The 18,512-nt window shown below is 65.6% G+C and carries 18 protein-coding genes; 1 reads left to right on the top strand and 17 read right to left on the bottom strand.

The window, feature by feature from the left end:
• Positions 1-2: 2 nt before the first annotated feature.
• The 16 genes from ACFULT_RS15560 to ACFULT_RS15485 all read right to left on the bottom strand — a co-directional run bounded on the left by ACFULT_RS15560 (position 3) and on the right by ACFULT_RS15485 (position 15,746).
• The gene (locus ACFULT_RS15560; RefSeq protein WP_094721673.1) at positions 3-1,214 is read right to left on the bottom strand and encodes a phosphoglycerate kinase; all 1,212 of its coding nucleotides are present in this window, start codon (positions 1,212-1,214) and stop codon (positions 3-5) included.
• A 4-nt stretch (positions 1,215-1,218) separates the two neighbouring features.
• Positions 1,219-2,238: a type I glyceraldehyde-3-phosphate dehydrogenase gene (gap, locus tag ACFULT_RS15555; RefSeq protein ID WP_019666360.1), complete on the bottom strand. Its 1,020-nt coding sequence runs from the start codon at positions 2,236-2,238 to the stop codon at positions 1,219-1,221.
• Between the two features lie 157 nt (positions 2,239-2,395).
• Entirely contained in the window at positions 2,396-3,379 is a 984-nt protein-coding gene (whiA, locus tag ACFULT_RS15550) for a DNA-binding protein WhiA (RefSeq protein WP_037113186.1), read from the bottom strand.
• The gene (yvcK, locus tag ACFULT_RS15545) at positions 3,370-4,368 is read right to left on the bottom strand and encodes a uridine diphosphate-N-acetylglucosamine-binding protein YvcK (RefSeq protein WP_037113185.1); all 999 of its coding nucleotides are present in this window, start codon (positions 4,366-4,368) and stop codon (positions 3,370-3,372) included. The genes whiA and yvcK overlap by 10 nt, the downstream gene beginning before the upstream one ends.
• Entirely contained in the window at positions 4,365-5,264 is a 900-nt protein-coding gene (gene rapZ, locus ACFULT_RS15540; protein ID WP_378481911.1) for an RNase adapter RapZ, read from the bottom strand. Before rapZ ends, yvcK begins: the two co-directional genes overlap by 4 nt.
• A 74-nt stretch (positions 5,265-5,338) precedes the next feature.
• The gene (gene uvrC / locus ACFULT_RS15535) at positions 5,339-7,465 is read right to left on the bottom strand and encodes an excinuclease ABC subunit UvrC (protein WP_378481843.1); all 2,127 of its coding nucleotides are present in this window, start codon (positions 7,463-7,465) and stop codon (positions 5,339-5,341) included.
• Between the two features lie 41 nt (positions 7,466-7,506).
• A complete protein-coding gene (locus ACFULT_RS15530; protein WP_037113419.1) occupies positions 7,507-7,962 on the bottom strand; it encodes a PH domain-containing protein in 456 nt (151 codons plus the stop codon).
• Complete coding sequence (gene ribH, locus ACFULT_RS15525) at positions 7,959-8,456, bottom strand: 6,7-dimethyl-8-ribityllumazine synthase (protein ID WP_094721677.1); 498 nt, start codon at positions 8,454-8,456, stop codon at positions 7,959-7,961. Before ribH ends, ACFULT_RS15530 begins: the two co-directional genes overlap by 4 nt.
• The gene (locus ACFULT_RS15520; protein ID WP_019666367.1) at positions 8,453-9,706 is read right to left on the bottom strand and encodes a bifunctional 3,4-dihydroxy-2-butanone-4-phosphate synthase/GTP cyclohydrolase II; all 1,254 of its coding nucleotides are present in this window, start codon (positions 9,704-9,706) and stop codon (positions 8,453-8,455) included. Before ACFULT_RS15520 ends, ribH begins: the two co-directional genes overlap by 4 nt.
• A gap of 81 nt (positions 9,707-9,787) precedes the next feature.
• Positions 9,788-10,402, bottom strand: a complete 615-nt coding sequence (locus ACFULT_RS15515) for a riboflavin synthase (RefSeq protein WP_378481842.1) — start codon at positions 10,400-10,402, stop codon at positions 9,788-9,790.
• A gap of 25 nt (positions 10,403-10,427) precedes the next feature.
• The gene (gene ribD, locus ACFULT_RS15510) at positions 10,428-11,453 is read right to left on the bottom strand and encodes a bifunctional diaminohydroxyphosphoribosylaminopyrimidine deaminase/5-amino-6-(5-phosphoribosylamino)uracil reductase RibD (RefSeq protein ID WP_378481841.1); all 1,026 of its coding nucleotides are present in this window, start codon (positions 11,451-11,453) and stop codon (positions 10,428-10,430) included.
• Positions 11,453-12,130, bottom strand: a complete 678-nt coding sequence (gene rpe, locus ACFULT_RS15505) for a ribulose-phosphate 3-epimerase (RefSeq protein WP_037113176.1) — start codon at positions 12,128-12,130, stop codon at positions 11,453-11,455. Before rpe ends, ribD begins: the two co-directional genes overlap by 1 nt.
• A gap of 86 nt (positions 12,131-12,216) precedes the next feature.
• The gene (locus ACFULT_RS15500) at positions 12,217-12,552 is read right to left on the bottom strand and encodes an MmcQ/YjbR family DNA-binding protein (protein ID WP_170945366.1); all 336 of its coding nucleotides are present in this window, start codon (positions 12,550-12,552) and stop codon (positions 12,217-12,219) included.
• Between the two features lie 51 nt (positions 12,553-12,603).
• Positions 12,604-14,034: an RsmB/NOP family class I SAM-dependent RNA methyltransferase gene (locus ACFULT_RS15495; protein WP_371828900.1), complete on the bottom strand. Its 1,431-nt coding sequence runs from the start codon at positions 14,032-14,034 to the stop codon at positions 12,604-12,606.
• 41 nt (positions 14,035-14,075) lie between these two features.
• Positions 14,076-14,999: a methionyl-tRNA formyltransferase gene (fmt, locus tag ACFULT_RS15490; protein ID WP_176460100.1), complete on the bottom strand. Its 924-nt coding sequence runs from the start codon at positions 14,997-14,999 to the stop codon at positions 14,076-14,078.
• Between the two features lie 87 nt (positions 15,000-15,086).
• On the bottom strand, positions 15,087-15,746 hold the full coding sequence (locus ACFULT_RS15485) for a PadR family transcriptional regulator (RefSeq protein ID WP_378481840.1): 660 nt from the start codon (positions 15,744-15,746) through the stop codon (positions 15,087-15,089).
• A gap of 158 nt (positions 15,747-15,904) precedes the next feature.
• On the opposite strand from ACFULT_RS15485, the gene ACFULT_RS15480 reads away from it, so the two are divergent.
• Complete coding sequence (locus tag ACFULT_RS15480) at positions 15,905-17,653, top strand: diguanylate cyclase domain-containing protein (RefSeq protein ID WP_378481839.1); 1,749 nt, start codon at positions 15,905-15,907, stop codon at positions 17,651-17,653.
• Here ACFULT_RS15480 and ACFULT_RS15475 read toward each other — a convergent pair.
• A complete protein-coding gene (locus ACFULT_RS15475) occupies positions 17,569-18,420 on the bottom strand; it encodes a cyclase family protein (protein ID WP_378481838.1) in 852 nt (283 codons plus the stop codon). The genes ACFULT_RS15480 and ACFULT_RS15475 overlap by 85 nt on opposite strands.
• Positions 18,421-18,512 lie beyond the last annotated feature (92 nt).

The following is an 18,512-nucleotide window of genomic DNA, read 5'->3' as shown; positions in this document are numbered from 1 at the left end:
GTTCATCCCTCCAGCGCTGCGATGCCGGGAAGCTGCTTGCCTTCGAGGTACTCGAGGGATGCTCCACCTCCGGTCGAGATGTGCGAGAAGCCGTCGTCGGACAGTCCGAGTGCACGGACGGCGGCCGCGGAGTCCCCGCCGCCGACGACACTGAACGCGCCCTTCTCGGTGGCACCGACGATTGCCTCGGCGATTCCACGCGTTCCTGCGGAGAACTTCTCGAACTCGAAGACACCGGCTGGGCCGTTCCAGAAGATCGTCTTCGCGTTCGCGAGTACGGCGGTGAATCGGCTGACGGACTCCGGTCCGATGTCCAGTCCCATCCAGCCGTCCGGGATCTCCGATGCGGCAACGGTCTCGGCTTCCGCGTCCTTGGAGAACGAGTCACCCACCACGATGTCGACCGGCAGGTGGATGACGTCGCCGAATCGCTCGAGCAGGTCCTTGCAGACGTCGATCTGGTCTTCCTGCAGAAGCGAAGAACCGACCGAGTAGCCCTGTGCGGCAAGGAAAGTGAACGCCATTCCGCCGCCGATCACCAAGGTGTCGACCTTGGGTGCGAGCGCCTCGATGACACCCAACTTGTCCGAGACCTTCGACCCGCCGAGCACGACCGCGTACGGGCGTGCCGGATCCTCCGTCAACTTGGCCAGCACGTCGACCTCGGTGGCGACCAGACCACCTGCGTACGACGGGAGCAGCTTCGCCACGTCGTACACCGAAGCCTGCTTGCGGTGCACGACGCCGAAGCCGTCGGACACGAAAGCACCATCACCATCGGTGAGCGCGACCAATTCGGCTGCCAGCTGAGCACGCTCGGCCTCGTCCTTGCTGGTCTCACGCGGATCGAACCGGATGTTCTCCAGCAGCAGTACGTCGCCGTCGGTCAGCCCTTCGGCACGAGCCTGAGCGTCCTGGCCGACGACGTCGCCCGCCAACTGAACGTGGCGACCGAGCAGTTCCCCGAGCTTCGACGCCACCGGCGCGAGCGAGTACTTCGCCTCGGGCTTGCCGTCCGGCCGGCCGAGGTGCGCGGTGACGATGAGCTTCGCACCGGCGTCGAGCAGTGCGTTCAACGTCGGAAGCGACGCGACGATGCGACCGGGATCGGTGATGACACCGTTCTCGATCGGCACGTTGAAGTCAGAGCGCACCAGAACCGGGCGACCCGACACACCGGCGTCGATCAGGTCCTGCAGAGTCTTGACTGCCATGTGATCAGAGGGACTTTCCGACGAGACCGATGAGGTCGGCCAGGCGGTTGGAGTAGCCCCACTCGTTGTCGTACCAGGACACGATCTTGACCTGGTCGTCGATGACCTTGGTCAGCGGTGCGTCGAAGATCGACGAGTGCGGGTCGGTGACGATGTCCGAGGACACGATCGGGTCGGTGCTGTACTTCAGGATGCCCTTCAGCGGGCCTTCCGCTGCTGCCTTCATGGCGGCGTTGATCTCGTCGACGGATGCCGACTTCTTCAGGTTCGCCGTGAGGTCGGTGACCGAGCCGGTCGGGATCGGCACACGCAGTGCGTATCCGTCGAGCTTGCCGAGAAGCTGTGGGAGCACCAGGCCGATGGCCTTTGCTGCGCCGGTGCCGGTGGGGACGACGTTGAGGGCCGCTGCGCGTGCGCGACGTAGGTCGCTGTGCGGGCCGTCCTGCAGGTTCTGGTCCTGCGTGTAGGCGTGCACCGTGGTCATGAGGCCCTTGACGATGCCGAACTCGTCGTCGAGAACCTTGGCGATGGGGCCGAGGCAGTTGGTGGTGCACGACGCGTTGGAGATGATGTTCTGGCTGCCGTCGTACTTGTCGTCGTTGACGCCCATGACGATCGTGATGTCCTCACCCTTGGCAGGTGCGGAGATGATGACCTTCTTGGCGCCTGCGTCGAGGTGGCCCTTGGCCTTCGAGGCGTCGGTGAAGATACCCGTGGACTCGACGACGACGTCGACGCCCAGGTCGCCCCACGGAAGAGCAGACGGTCCCTCGCGCAGCGACAACGCCTTGATCTTCTGATCGCCGACGACGATGGTGTCGTCGCCTTCGAGGCTGACGTCGTGCGGCAGACGGCCCAGGATCGAGTCGTACTTCAACAGGTGCGCCAGGGATGCGTTGTCGGTGAGGTCGTTGACAGCCACGATCTCGATGTCGGTGGTGCCCAGAGCTTTCTGCGCATCGACTGCCCTGAAGAAGTTACGTCCGATGCGGCCGAAGCCGTTCACGCCTACCCGGATCGTCACTGTTCGCTCCTAAGTTGTTGAACCGATTGTCGTATTTCGCGCATGGGGCAAGTCCCTACGTGCGTTTTCCACCCTAGTGTGCGCACTGCGTTCGCGCGCGCATCGCCCTCCACCTGCAGATATCCGAGCAGTCGCGTCGTCAGCTCTCGCCGGTGCCTCAGGCCTCGTCGAGTAATTCGGCGGTGACGGCGGACTCGGTGTCCGGAATGCCGGTGTCCTTCGCCTTTCGATCGGCCATGGACAGCAACCTGCGGATACGCCCGGCGACCGCATCCTTGGTCATCGGTGGGTCCGCGAGTTGGCCGAGTTCCTCCAGCGATGCCTGCCGATGCTGGACGCGCAGCGACCCGGCCGCGGCCAGATGATCCGGCACGTCGTCGCCGAGAATCTGCAGCGCTCGTTCGACCCGCGCCGCCGCGGCCACGGCTGCCCTCGCCGACCGGCGCAGGTTGGCATCGTCGAAGTTGGCAAGCCGGTTGGCGGTGGCACGCACCTCACGACGCATGCGCCGTTCTTCCCAGACGAGCCTGGTGTCCTGCGCTCCCATCCGAGTGAGCAGCGCGCCGATGGCCTCTCCGTCGCGCACGACGACCCGGTCGGTGCCTCGTACTTCTCGTGCCTTGGCGACGACGCCGAGTCGGCGCGCCGCACCGACCAGCGCCAGCGCTGCCTCGGGCCCGGGGCAGCTGATCTCGAGCGCCGAGGACCTACCCGGCTCCGTCAGAGAACCGTGAGCCAGGAACGCCCCGCGCCACGCCGCTTCGGCGTCGCCGACCGTGCCGCCGACCACCTGGGCCGGCAGCCCTCGAACGGGACGACCACGCATGTCGAGAAGTCCGGTCTGGCGGGCGAGGGCCTCCCCGTCCTTGGCGACTCGGACGACGTACCGCGAACTCTTTCTCAGACCACCGGCGCTGAGAACGTGCACGTCGGAGGTGTACCCGTACAGGTCCAGGATCTCGCGGCGCAACCGGCGTGCCGTCGAACCGAGGTCGATTTCAGCCTCGACGACTACTCGTCCGGCAACGATGTGAAGCCCGCCGGCGAAACGCAGCAGCGCCGACACTTCGGCCCTCCTGCAGCTCACCTGGGTGACAGCCAGCCTGCTCAGCTCGTCCTTCACCTCAGCTGTCATGGCCACGAAGTGATCCCCTCTCTGCGCGGCCCGTCGGACGCGTCGTTCTCCTGCGAGGAGACGATGCTACCGAGTGCCGCAGCCAACTTTCCGAAATGATGTGCGTGGGTGCCCGGTTCCGCGACGTCCACGTAGACGACGTCTGCTCCCAACCGTGCTGCCGCTCGGGCGAGATGTTCGCGTTCGCCACCGACCGGTACGAACGCGGAGTCGACGACGATGTGGTCGACCCTGAAATCCGGTGCGTGCTGGGACAGTACGTGCAAGTGCCGCTCGGCGGAGAATCCGGTCGTCTCCCCCAATTCCGGTGCCAGATTGAGTACGAGCACCTTGACCGCGGACGACCGCGCCAATGCGTCCAGCAGATCCGGGACGAGTACGTGGGGAATCACACTGGAGAACCACGAGCCCGGTCCCAGTACGACCAGATCGGCCTCGTCGATCGCGTGGACGGCTTCCGGGGTCGCGGGCGGATCCGATGGCAGTAGTCGCACGCGCCGTACCTTGCCCGGTGTCGTCGCGACGGCGACCTGTCCGCGGATGACACGCGAGACCCGTGGATCGTCTTCCAACCCCGAGACGTCGGCCTCGATGTCCAGCGGGATCGGAGCCATCGGCACGACGCGGCCCTCGATTCCGAGCAGGCGTGCTGCTTCGTCCAACGCGAGCACCGTGTCGCCGAGGACCTCCGTCAGGCCCGCGAGGATCAGGTTCCCGACGGAATGGCCCGCGAGCGCACCCGATCCGCCGAACCGATGCTGCATGACATCTGCCCACATGCGCGTGCGTGGTTCCTCCGACGACAGCGCTGCCAACGCCATACGGAGGTCACCCGGCGGAACCAGCCCGAGCTCCGCGCGGAGCCGACCCGAGGACCCTCCGTCGTCCGCGACGGTCACGATTGCCGTCACGTGGGATGCGAGCCTCCGAGCCGCACTGAGGGTTGCATACAGGCCGTGTCCGCCGCCGAGGGCAACGACTTTCATGTCGCTCATTCGCGGCCCGCGTCTCGGTGCAGCACCCGCACCGACAAATCGTTCTCTCGCGCCAACATGTCTGCCAGCGCTTCTGTCATTGCCACACTTCGATGCTTGCCACCCGTACACCCGACCGCGACGGTCATGTAGCTCTTGCCCTCCCTGCGATACCCGTCGACGGTCAACTGCAACAAGTGCCGAAAGGTCTGCAGATAGTCTTGGGCACCGTCTTGACCCAGGACGTAATCACGCACTGCAGGCTCTTTGCCAGTATGTTCGCGTAGCTCCGGGACCCAGTGCGGATTCGGTAGAAATCTCACGTCGCACACGAGATCGGAATCGATCGGCAGACCGTACTTGAAGCCGAAGGACTGGACGGTCACACCGATCACCGCGATGTCGGTTCCTCCGAACGAGGCCTCCACTCGGCGACGCAATTGATGCACCGAGAGCGACGTCGTGTCCACGACCACGTCCGCGACGGATTTCACCTCGGCGAGCCGGGCACGTTCGGCGTGTATCCCCTCGGACAAGGTGCCGTCCTGGCCGTCGTTCTGCAGTGGGTGGCTTCGACGGTTGGACTCGAATCGTTGAATCAGCACAGCATCCGCAGCTTCCAGGAACAGGACTCGATTCCGAATCCCCCGCGAGTTCAGTTCACGGACGACCCATCCGAGATCACCGGTGAACAGGCGACTACGGACGTCCATGACCAACGCGAGGCGTTCGAGCGGAGGTTCCGACTCGAGCGCCACGTCGATCATCTTCGAAATCAGCTCGGGTGGCAGATTGTCCGCCACGTACCACCCCAGGTCCTCCAGCACCTTCGCGGCCGTACGCAGACCCGCACCGGACAGACCGGTCACGAGCGCAACCTCGAAGGAGTGAACTGCGGTCGCTCGAACCGCACGCACGTCCTGACCGGCATCTACGTCTCGAACCGGATCGTTCACCTGAACTTCGTCGTCCTGCCGAACATCCGGTTCGCTCACGTCACAACCTGCCCTGTCGAAGTCGTTTCCTCCCGATCTTCCCCCACCGGCGCCGCCGATGCCGACATATCGCCCTCGACCTCGGTCGACGACACGTCGTCGACAGCTACCCCCGTCTCGCCGACTCTCGTCTCGGCCGCACCCGCTCCCAGCGCGTCCAGAACTGCCCTGGCGGTGGTGGCTCCGATTCCCGGGACCTCGACGATGTCCTCCACCGTCGCCTGTTTGAGTTTCGCGACGGATCCGAAGTGCGTCACCAACGCTGTCCGCCTGGTCTCGCCGAGACCTTTCACGGAGTCGAGGGCCGACGCGGTCATCCTTCTGGAGCGCTTGCTGCGGTGGAACGTGATGGCGAACCGGTGTGCTTCGTCTCGAACCCGCTGGAGCAGGTACAGCGACTCGCTGGTTCGAGGAAGGATAACCGGGTCCGATTCGCCGGGAACCCACACTTCCTCCAGTCGCTTCGCGAGGCCGACCACCGCGACGTCGGTCACACCCAACTCGTCGAGTACCTCGGACGCGGCAGCGACCTGCGGCGCTCCACCGTCGACGACGAACAGGTTGGGCGGATACGCGAATCGTCGTGGACGCCCGGTCTGAGGATCCAATGCGGCCTCCGGCGACAGGTCGCCGCCGGACTCGTTTCCCGAGGCGTCGGAGCTATGGCGTAGAAAGCGTCGCCGAGTGACCTCGGCGATGCTCGCGACGTCGTCGGAATGCCCGTCTCCTGCGGCTTCCTTGATCGCGTAGTGCCGGTAATCACTCTTGCGCGGCAAACCGTCCTCGAACACGACGAGCGACGCGACGACATCAGTGCCCTGGACGTGCGAGATATCGATGCACTCGATGCGCAGCGGCGCGGAATCCAGATCCAGAGCCTCCTGAATTCCCTGCAGCGCAGCAGATCTCGATGTGAAATCACCAGCTCGCTTCAGCTTGTGCTGTTGCAGAGCTTCTTTCGCGTTTCGTTCGACGGTTTCGGCGAGCGCCTTCTTGTCTCCGCGCTGCGGAACCCTCAACTGCACGTTCGATCCGCGCAGTTCGCTGAGCCACTGCTGCACCTCGTCCGCGTTGCCCGGTAGTACCGGAACGAGCACTTCCTTCGGCACCGCGTTGGCTCCCGCGTCGTCGACGCCGGGAGTGCGTGAGGACAACGCTGCTTCCTGACCGTAGAACTGGGTGAGAAACTGCTCGACCAGAGCCGGAAGGTCGGACTGATCGTCCGCCACCGTCTCGATGACCTCACCAGCCTTCTCCACGACCCATCCGCGCTGTCCGCGAACCCGGCCGCCACGCACGTGGAAGACCTGCACGGCAGCCTCCAGCGGGTCGGTCGCGAAGGCCACCAGGTCTGCGTCGGTTCCGTCACCGAGCACCACGGCCTGCTTCTCCAGCGCACGCTTCAATGCGCCCACGTCGTCGCGGAGGCGGGCCGCGGATTCGAAGTCCAGGTTCTCCGACGCGTCCTGCATCTTCTTCTCGAGCTGCCGAACGAGCTTGTCCGTCTTGCCGGACAGGAAGTCACAGAAGTCCTCGACGGTGCGGCGATGCTCGTCGGCCGACACTCGTCCTGTGCACGGCGCGGAACACTTGTCGATGTAGCCGAGCAGACACGGACGGCCGATCTGCTTGTGCCGTTTGAGGACTCCTGCCGAACACGTACGGGCCGGAAACACACGCAACAACAGATCGAGAGTCTCGCGAATCGCCCACGCGTGTGCGTACGGACCGAAGTATCGAACGCCCTTACGCCTGGGCCCGCGGTAGACGAACAACCGCGGGTACTCCTCGTTCATCGTGACTGCGAGCATCGGGTAGCTTTTGTCGTCGCGGTACCGGACGTTGAATCGAGGATCGAACTCCTTGATCCAGTTGTACTCGAGCTGCAGCGCCTCGACCTCGGTCGTCACCACGGTCCATTCGACGGATGCCGCCGTGGTGACCATCTGACGAGTGCGCGGATGCAGGGACGCGACGTCCGCGAAGTACGAATTGAGGCGGCTTCGAAGGCTTTTGGCCTTGCCTACGTAGATCACGCGTCCGTGAGGATCACGAAATTTGTACACGCCGGGCTCCACCGGGATGGTTCCGGTAGCCGGGCGATATGTAGCTGGGTCGGACACGGTGTCCAGGTTAGCCGCAGCCACCGACCGGCTTCGGCGAGCTAGCGGTCCGAGCCCGCATACTTCGCTTCCAGGCTGCGAAAGGACCGGACCGCGGCGACCGCGTGATCCCGATCGTTCGACTGGATGGCCATCACCGGAATGAACTCGTCGTCCGGGATGTCCACGCGCGCCCACATCGCCCCGTCCGGGAACGACAGACCTCGAACCAGGTCCCATTCGATGAGGCGCTCGGACAGGATGTTCCTGACCGCAACGCCCTTCTTGCCGACCCGCACGCGTGGTCGCGTCAACAGCAGTGCGATACCCGCCAACAGCACACCGATTCCGGCCAACGCCAGTTGATCGGCAGTACGGAAATACACCCCGGTGGGCGAGACCCGCAGCAGAATCGCGACGGTCGTGTGCGCCACTACCAGCAGTACAGCGGCGGCGATCGCGTAGCGTGCGGACTTCTTGGACCGGACCTCGAGATCCCAGTCTGCGTTCTCCGTCATCGGAATTCCTGGTTCGTCCACGGTTGCCGCAGATGCTTGAGGGTCAACGCGGTGTCGATCGCCGCCGCCGCAGCCTGACCGCCCTTGTCCTCCTTCGAACCGGGAAGACCGGACCGATCGAGAGCCTGCTGCTCGTCGTCCGTCGTCAGCACGCCATTGGTCACAGGCGTGCTCTCGTCGAGCGACACTCGCGTCAGACCGGCCGTGACGGCGTCGCACACGTACTCGAAATGCGGAGTACCGCCTCTGATCACGACACCGAGGGCGATCACGGCATCGTGGTCGCGGGCCAAGGTCTGCGCGACGACCGGAAGCTCGATCGCGCCCGCCACACGAACAACAGTGACCTCTGTGACGCCGGCTTCCTCGACCTTCTTGCGTGCGCCGTCGAGCAGAGCATCGGAGATGGTGCGGTGCCACTGACCCGCGACGATGGCGACCTTCAGGTCACTCGCGCCCTCGAGTTGTAGCTGCGGTTCGCCTTCCCCGCTCATGAATGCTGCCCCTTCTCGTACTCGTCCAGCCCGGCCAGGTCGTGGCCCATGCGGTCGCGCTTGGTGCGCAAGTAGGTCAGGTTCTCCGCATTCGCCCGCAGCGGCATCGGGACGCGCTCGGTGACGTGCAGGCCGTATCCGTCGAGACCGACCCTCTTGGCTGGATTGTTCGTCAGCAACCGCATCGAGGAGATGCCGAGATCCACCAGTATCTGAGCGCCGATTCCGTAGTCCCGCGAATCGGCGGGAAGCCCGAGCTGAAGATTGGCGTCGACGGTGTCCGAGCCTGCGTCCTGCAGCTGGTACGCCTGCAACTTGTGCAACAGACCGATGCCGCGGCCTTCGTGGCCTCGCATGTACAACACGACGCCTCGCCCCTCGGTGGCGATCATGTCGAGCGCGGCATCGAGCTGAGGACCGCAGTCACACCGGAGCGAACCGAAGACGTCGCCGGTCAGGCACTCCGAGTGAACGCGGACCAGAACGTCGCTGCCGTCACCGTCCGGCCCGGCTATATCTCCGCACACCAGGGCGACGTGCTCCACCTCGTCGTACACGCTCTGGTAGCCGACGGCGCGGAATGTGCCGTGAGCGGTGGGAATCCGAGCATCCGCAACGCGCACGACGTGCTTCTCGTGCTTGCGACGCCACGCGATGAGATCGGCGATGGAGATGAGCGCAAGGTCGTGATCGTCCGCGAAGACCCGCAACTCGTCGGTCTGCGCCATCGAGCCTTCGTCCTTCTGGCTGACGATCTCGCAGATCACGCCCGCAGGCCGCAGATCGGCCATCCGCGCCAAGTCGACGGCCGCCTCGGTGTGACCGGGTCGACGCAGGACTCCGCCGTCCTTCGCGCGCAACGGAACCACATGCCCCGGCCGTGTGAAATCGCCCGCGCCCGTGGTCGGATCCGCCAGCAGCCGCATGGTCGCAGCCCTGTCCGACGCGGAGATTCCGGTCCCGATGCCCTCCCGGGCGTCGACCGTCACCGTGTAGGCCGTGCCGTGCTTGTCCTGGTTGGTCGCGTACATGGGAGGAAGGCCCAGGCGGTCGCAATCGTCACCGGACAGCGGTACGCAGAGGTACCCCGAGGTGTATCGCACCATGAACGCGACGAGTTCCGGCGTCGCCTTCTCGGCCGCGAAGATGAGGTCGCCCTCGTTCTCACGATCCTCGTCGTCGACCACAACCACAGCTTTACCTGCGGCGATGTCCGCAACCGCACGCTCGATACTGTCGAACCTTGTCACGTCCTACGCTCCATACGTCTTGTTCACACCCCAGACGAATTCAGGCATGAATACTTCTTCAACAGTAACTTTCCGGCATTCCTACTCCGCGGCGAGGGTCTGCAGCCGTTCGACGTATTTGGCGATCACGTCGACTTCGAGGTTCACCGGCGTCCCGACGTCCGAACTGCCGAGCGTGGTCAGGTCGAGCGTCGTCGGAATGAGCGAGATCTCGAACCAGTGCCCACCGTTGTCGTCGCGACCCAGCGCGGAGACCGTCAGAGACACTCCGTCGACCGTGATGGAGCCCTTTTCGACGACGTAACGCGCGACCGAGGTGGGCATCGCGATCCGAACGACCGTCCAATTGTCCGAAGGAGATCGGTTCACGACCGTTCCGGTGCCGTCGACATGCCCCTGAACCAGGTGACCACCCAGCCTGCTGTTGAGCGCTGCTGCACGTTCGAGGTTGACCCGGCTGCCCACCTCCAAGCGCTGCAAGCTGGACCGATTCAACGTCTCCTGCATGACATCGGCCGTGAACGCGCCGTCGGCCAGCACATCGACGACCGTCAGGCACACACCGTTGACGGCGATCGAGTCGCCGTGCCCTGCATCCGACGTGACGAGCGGACCCTTCACTGTGAAGCGGGCTGCATCGGTCAGATCGTCCTTGCCGACGATCTCCCCGAGTTCCTCGACTATTCCGGTGAACATTGGATCTCCACTCTCTTGTTTCCGGTCATTCCTGCAGCTTCACCGCGCTGACGACCACGTCGGTTCCCAGTGGGACGACACTCTCGATCGAGAACCGCAGGGCGTCGGAAATTGTTCCGACGCCTGCATTCTCCACCGCCGACGTTCCCGCGCCGAGCACGACGGGAGCGATGTACGCCACGATGCGGTCGACGATGCCCGCGGCGAGAAAGGCACCGGCCAGGGTGGGACCACCCTCGACGAGGACGTCGGTGTACTCGCCGAGCGCGTCGACGACGTCGTGCGGATCGTGCGATCGGACGAAGATCGTCCGTGCCTGATCGCCGCGGATGCGCGCCTCGGGAGGGATGACACGACGGCCGACGACGACGCGGACGGGTTGGTGCGGTGCGGTGGTTCCGTCGGGAAGCCGGGCCGTGAGCAGCGGATCGTCGGCAACGACGGTTCCGGTCCCGACGACGATTGCGTCCAGAGTCGCGCGCTGCGCGTGCACGTGCGCACGAGCGTCGGGTCCGGTGATCCACTGACTCGTGCCGTCTTGCGCTGCGCTGCGGCCGTCGAGACTCGACGCGTACTTCAACGTGATGTGAGGGCGTCCGGTTCGTTGCTTGTGCAGCCACGCGCGCAGTGGACCGCGCTCGACGGCGTCGGACTCCAACCCGGACGAGACGTCGACGCCTGCCTCGGCGAGAGTGCCTGCTCCCCCTTCGGCCAAAGGGTTGGGATCGGCCACCGCATAGACGACACGGCGAACGCCTGCCGCGATCAGCGCCTGCGAGCACGGACCGGTCCGACCGGTGTGATTGCACGGTTCGAGCGTGACCACTGCCGTTCCGCCTCGTGCGCGTTCACCTGCCTCCGCAAGAGCGACCACCTCGGCATGCGGACCCCCGGGCGGCCGCGTCGCCCCGGTCCCCACGACGACACCGTCGGCGTCGAGGATGACGGCTCCGACCGGCGGATTGGGGCTGGTCGACCCCCGGGCCGTTTCCGACGCGGCAATGGCGAGCGCCATGGCGGCGGTCTCGCTCACAGCGGCGCCGGATGTCATCAGTGTGCGAGGTGGTGCGACGCACCGGCTGCACGGTCGCGCAACGCGCGCACGGTCGCGGCGGGATCGGCGGTGCCGTACACGGCGGACCCGGCGACGAAGCAATCGACGCCGGCTTCCGCGGCCTGCTCGATCGTGTCGGCATTGATGCCGCCGTCGATCTCGACCACCAGGGTCAGCTCACCGGAGTCGACGAGGTTTCGTACGGTGCGAGCCTTGCTCAACACCTCCGGAATGAAGGACTGCCCACCGAAGCCCGGCTCGACGCTCATGACGAGCAGCGTGTCGAAATGCCGGAGTATCTCGAGGTACGGCTCGATCGGGGTGCCGGGCTTCACGCTCAGACCTGCTTTGGCTCCCGCAGCGCGGATGTCCTTCGCAACGGCGATGGGATCGTCCGCTGCCTCCGCGTGGAACGTGACGTTGTAGGCACCCGCTTCTGCGTACGGCGGCGCCCACCGAGCCGGATCCTCGATCATCAGATGGCAATCGAGGGGTATGTCGGTGGCCTTGACGAGGCTCTGCACGACGGGAAGGCCGAGCGTCAGATTGGGAACGAAATGCGCGTCCATGACGTCGACGTGAAGCCAGTCGGAGCCTGCGACGGCCTCTGCTTCCTCCCCCAGACGGGCGAAGTCGGCGGAGAGGATGGACGGAGCGATCATCGGAGCTGCCACGATGAGACAGCTTAAAGGGTCGGCGGACGCGCTCCTGCGGCGCGTGATTTCTTCGTGCCGGATTCAGAGCCGCTTCAGTGCCCGATTCAGAGGCTCTTCAGGGCCCGCTTGGGGGCCTTCGCACGCCACGCTTCGGTGAGCAGCTCCTGCACTTCGGTGGCGTCGGCCCTGTCCAGGTCCACGATGATCGAGCCGTGCCCGTCGTAGTGATCCGTCGTGTAGTACGCGGAGCCCGGCGAGGCCAGCAGAGCTTCTTTCTCCGCGAGGCTGCACATGACGACCACGCCGCCCTCTGCTTCGGCCCGTAGGCGAGCGATCAACTTGTTCGCCACCTTCAACGCGGGAGTGTTGTAGGACGTCGACTCCTCGGTCTCCGGAAGGGTCACGGCGAACGAAACGAGGTCTTCCCACACAAGTGCCATGGGGACAGTCTCCGCCATGTCTGCCCACCGCACTTGTACGAATGGGCAGTGTCAGTCGAGCGGACGACGAAGCGCAGCGAGGAACATCGCGTCGGTTCCGTGGCGGTGTGGCCACAGCTGCGCCGACGCACCGTCACCGAGCTGCGGAACGTCCGGTAGCAGCGCATGGGTGTCGAGCTGCTGAGCGCCGTAACGGCGCACCGCGTCCGCGACGACGGCCGTGGTCTCGGACAGGTGCGGCGAACAGGTCGAATACACGACGACGCCGCCTGGCCGTACCAGCTTCAGCGCGGAGGCGAGCAGTTCCTTCTGCAACGCCACCAGCCCCGCCAGGTCGGACTGCGTGCGACGCCACCGCGCCTCGGGCCTCCGGCGCAGCGCTCCGAGTCCGGTGCAGGGCGCATCGACCAGAACGCGGTCGTATCCGCCGTCGAGACCCGGGTCCCGGCCGTCCACGACGTGAACGGTGACCGGGAGGCCCTTCGTCGTCTTCGACACGAGGTCGGCACGGTGCGGGGTCGGTTCGACCGCGTCGACGCGCGCGCCGTCGATCTCGGCGATCGCCCCGAGCAGAGCCGCCTTGCCTCCAGGACCTGCACACAGGTCCAGCCAGCGGCCGCCGTCCTCGCCCTCGATCGGTGCCAGCGTCAGCGCGCGCGCCACCAGTTGGCTGCCCTCGTCCTGCACACCGGCCAGGCCGTCTCGGACTGCGTCGAGCTTGCCGGGATCACCGCCGTCGAGATAGACGGCGTACGGGGAGTACTTGCCCTCCTCCCCTCCGGTGACGAGGGCGAGCTCCTCGGCGGAGATCTCCCCCGGTCGTGCGACGAGATGGACCGCGGGCCGGGCATCGTCGGCGGCCAGCACATCAGCCAGTTCTGCGGCGTCCGCCCCGAGCGCGTCGGCGAAGGCCTGCGCAATCCACTTGGGATGCGCGTACTCGAACGCCAGATGTCCGACGGGATCCTTGTCTGCTGCGGGAGCTAGCTCGTCGACCCATCGATCGGCGGACTTCTCCGACACTCGCCGAAGCACGGCGTTGACGAATCCTGCCTTGCCGCTGCCGAATTCGGCCCTGGTCAGATCGACCGACGTCGCCACGGCCGCGTGGGGCGCCACGCGGGTACGGAGCAGTTGGTAAGCACCCAGCCTCAGGATGTCCAGCAGACCACCGTCGATCTCCGATATCGCACGGCCCGAACCGCTTTCGATGACCGAGTCGAGGAATCCTCGGGCTCGCGACGATCCGTAGGCAAGTTCGGTCGCCAGGGCAGCATCACGCGTGTCGAGTTTGCGCTCGCGCAGCAACCCTGGGAGCACGAGGTTGGCGTAGGCATCCCGCTCGCGTACCGCCTTCAGTACGTCTCTGGCTGCGAGTCGCGCGGGGTCGACAGGCGGGGTCGAGCCCGGCCCTCCCCCGCGATTCGGCCGGTTGCCCGCCCCCCGACGGGAACCTGAGGTGCGCGTCGGCCCGCTGTTCACGTTGCCGCGTCGGCCTGCTCGGCCCTGGTTCTTCTCGGAGCTCACAGGGCAACCGCCGTTTCCGTCAGCCGGGCACCGCGCGCCCAGTCGAGTGCTTTCATGAGTTTCTTGCCCTGGGGTTGGACGTCGCCCAGAGCTACCGAGGTCGTTGCAGTCCCGACGAACACCCCGTCCTTCCGGACTAGAACGTGCCCAGCTTCGAGGTCCACGTCCGACACTGTGACCGGGGCTACTTTCAGTCGAACGTCTCCGATCGTCGTCCACGCCCCGGGTGACGGGGTCACCGCGCGGACGTGCCGGTCGATCGACGACGCCGAGGAGGTCCAGTCGATGCGCGCGGAGTCCACGGTGATCTTCGGTGCGTAGGACACGCCGTCGGCCGGTTGCGGAACTGCGGAGGCCTCACCGGCCTCGATCGCGTCGAGCGTAGCTTCGAGCAGTTCCGCACCACTGAGCGCAAGGCGGCCCAACAGGTCGCCGGCCGAATCGTTCGACCCGATGGTTTCGGTGACGACGCCCAGGACAGGACCGGTGTCCATGCCTTCCTCGAGAAGGAACGTCGATGCGCCCGTCACGTCGTCGCCCGCGGCGATCGCTGCTTGAACCGGGGCTGCACCCCGCCACGCGGGGAGCAGCGAGAAGTGCAGATTGATCCATCCGAATTTCGGTACGTTCAACACCGGACGCGGTAGCAGTGCTCCGTATGCGACGACCGGGCACACGTCGGGTTCGAGCGCTGTGAGAGCGTCGAGGAACTCCGGCTCCGACGGGCGCTGCGGCGTCAACACCGGAATTCCGTGCTCGTCTGCGAGCAGTCCGACGGGCGAGCGTCCGATCTTGCGTCCGCGACCTGCGGCCGCATCCGGACGCGTGATCACCGCGACCACGTCGTGCCGGTCCGACGAGATCAGTCGCGCCAGCGACGGAACTGCCGGGTCGGGCGTACCTGCGAACACAACGCGCACCAGAGGGCTCCCACGAATAGGTAGAACGGATTTCTCACGAACCACCCATTCTAGGGACCACCCACCGGGCACGAGCACGCCCGTCGATCATGCGTCGGACTCACCGGCGTCCGGTGTCTCCTCCTCGGCCAGAATCCGGTACAGACGCCTCCGCGCATCGACGAGAACCTCGCTTGCGGCCGCGACCTGACCCGGCGTCCCGACCGCGGCGACCTGACCTGCGGCACCCATCAGCAATCCGATCAGACCCCGCAGGTCCATCGCATCACCTCCGACCGTTCCGCGTACGTCGTCCCACGGAGAACCCAGCTCCTCCCGGTGTTCGTCGACGAACGTCCGGCCGGTCTCGGTCAGACGAGCCGTCTTGCGGCCGTCGACCTTCTCGATCAGGACGAGACCTTCGTCCTCGAGCTGTGAGAGCGCGGGATAGATGGACCCCGGGCTCGGCTTCCACGCGCCCTCGCTCTTCGCGACGATCTGCTGAATCAGCTCGTACCCGTGCATCGGCGACTCGGCCAGGATCAGCAGGACTGCAGCTCGAACGTCACCGCGACGACCTCGCCCTCCGCGGCCGCGGCCTCGGCCGAGGTTGCCCGCAGGCCCGAAACCACCGGGACCGAAACCACCGGGACCGAAACCACCGGGACCGAAACCGCCCCGATGATGGGGACCGCCCCGGTGGTGGTGGTGCGGTCCACCGCGCCGTGCGTGTCCGTGGATGTGCTCTTGTTCGTAGAAGTTTTCCATGTCCGCCTCCTTCTGTATCGTTTGGACGTATTGACGATATATCGCCAATACGTTTTCAGCAAGAGTGAGTGTCGAGCAGTTCACTGGACGGCGGCCGACAGCTGCCACGAGCGGCTAGCCTGTTCGCACCGAGGTTCGTGTCGATACGAGGGGGCGCCATGGCGAACTCACTGAGGAAGCGCATTGTCGTTTCCCTCGGTGCGGTCGCCCTCGTGGTGGCACTCGCGAGCTCGGGACTTCTCCCCAAAGCCGCGTCGGTCGCCCTCGACGACGCAGGTCAACTCGCCGGGGGTATCGCTGCGACCGTCGTCTGCTGGCGCACCGGCAGACGCCGATCCGGCGCACAGCGTCGGTGGCGCCTGCTGATGGCCGCCGGCATGGCGTGCTGGACCGGCGGGATGCTCGTCTGGGCCCTCTACCGATCCGTCCTGGACGTGCCGTTGCCGTCACCGTCGTACGCCGATTTCGGTTTCTTCCTCTTTCCCATCTTCGCGGTACCCGCCCTGCTGTCGGTGATGCGTCGTGCGCCGCACCAGTCCGAAGACGGCAGCAGGTACCACTGGCTCACGTCGCTACTGGACGGCCTGATAGTCGTCGGTTCGCTGTTCGTGATGTCCTGGGCCACGGTTCTGGGTCCGGCAGCACGCTCGGATCGATCGGACTCGGTGCAGTTCCTCATCGCGTTGATGTATCCCATCACCGACCTGGTGCTGCTGGTCATGGTCGGGTTGCTTGCCGTGATACCGCGTGTGTTGCGCCGATACCGGGCGCAGCTCACTTTGCTGGGCGCGGGCCTGACCTGCCTGGCGATCTCGGACAGCCTCTACGCGTACCTTGTTGCGGCGGGCGCCGACGAGATGCCGCTGATCGCCGACGCCGGTTTCATCGCCGGCCCTGTCCTCATCGCACTCGCAGCGTCGGCGCCGTCGGTGGCGGTGGCGGTGCCCACCGTGTCCGTCCCGGACTCCGTCCCGAAATCCGCCGACACACCGCCCGGACCCCCAGGTGGACGAGAAGGTGAACGCACTCGACTCTTGGTGCCGCATGCACTGATGGCGCTGACCGGAGTGTCCGTCGCGATACAGCGATTCACGCAAGGGACCGTGGATCCTATCGCCTTCGGGCTCTTCCTCACCGTGATCGTGCTCGCGGTCGTACGGCAGGTCATGACCCTCCTGCAGAACGACGCACTCCTGCGCACGCTCTACGCCGCCCAGAACGAGCTGACCTACCGTGCACACCACGACGGATTGACGGGGCTGCTCAATCGCTCCGCCTTCGACGAACACCTGACCGCCGCGATCGACCGACACAACGACAACGGCGATGTCGGAGTACTACTGCTCGTCGACCTCGACGACTTCAAAGCCATCAACGACAGGCTCGGTCACGGAGCGGGTGACCGGTCGCTCAAGACACTGTCGAGTCGGCTCGTCGATACTGTGAACGCCCAGGGCAACGGAGGTGTCGTCGCACGCTTCGGCGGAGACGAGTTCACCGTTCTGATCCCTGCATCGATCGACGCCGGCTGCACCACGGCCAGATCGATCGTGGACGCACTGCGTGCACCACAGGACATCGAAGGCCACACCGTCTCGATCGGTGCCAGCGTCGGCGTCGTGGAACTCGACGTGTTCGAGCAAGCCGTCACCGCCGACACGCTGCTACGCAACGCCGATCGAGCCATGTACGAGGCCAAGAAGAACGGCAAGGCCGGTGTGTTCGCGTACGACTCCGACGGCACCCTCAGGATGGTCTACAACCTGTCGGTGCAGGCCGCGCCGTTCAACTGGTTCGGTCACGGGCACGCCACTGCAGATGCTCAGGGCAACCGTGGAATGAGTCCGAATATCGTTGCCGGAGAACCCGATCCAGCACGATTGATCGGGCCGCCGACCAGAATGTAGGCGCCGGTGGTCGGCAGTTCGCCCAGGTTGCGAAGATTTTCGAGGCTGATGCGATGGAAGTCGTACAGCTTCACCGACACCGGATAGGTGTCGTCGTTGCCGAGATCCGGTCCGAAGGTGTCGGTCCCCAACGCGCCTCGCTCCGCCAGCCGACCTGTGTCGATGAGCCACTGCGCCGCATCAGCGGAGAACCCCGGCTGGTGAGTGACACCGTCGGCGTCGGCATTCACGTATGCGTCGGTCCCCCAACGCGATTCCCACCCCGTCCACAGAACGACGGCGGCGCCCGACGGAATGCGACCGTTCGACGCCTCCCACTCCTGAAGATCAGCGATCGTCACCGCGTAATCGGCATCCGCCGCGGCCTTGTCCCGAATGTCGATCTTCACCGCGGGTAGAAACAGATCCTCCGGAACCAGCTGATCTGCCGTCAAACCGCCGTCCTGGAAATGAGCAGGTGCGCCCCAATGTGTTCCGGTGTGTTCACCTTCACGAACGTTCTGAAGGTAGTAGCCGTCCTCGGCCACCGTCGCTGCCGTCTCGAGCGCGAACTCCGGATCGCCGGGGAAGATGGGCGTCGTCGCCGGGTCGTTGACATGCGACAGCGACACGATCTTCAGCAGGCGATCCAGGGGGATTCCGAACCCCGGCAGATTCGACGACCCCGACCCCGGTGCCGCCTGGGCGACCGCGGGTCCGGCGAGTTTCGCACCTGCAACGACGGCCAAGCCCGTCGCGACGCGCCTGATCAACTGTCTACGTTTCATTTCCCCGACCCCGCTCCGATGTACGACTCGATGTCCAGTCCGACTCGACTGCCGGTATGGACTCTAGGCGCTGAGGGGCGCTGAGGGGCGCT

The sequence above is a fragment of the Rhodococcus sp. NPDC057297 genome, from assembly GCF_042667435.1.
Classification (GTDB): domain Bacteria; phylum Actinomycetota; class Actinomycetes; order Mycobacteriales; family Mycobacteriaceae; genus Rhodococcoides.
This window is presented reverse-complemented; position numbering and strand designations above follow the sequence as displayed.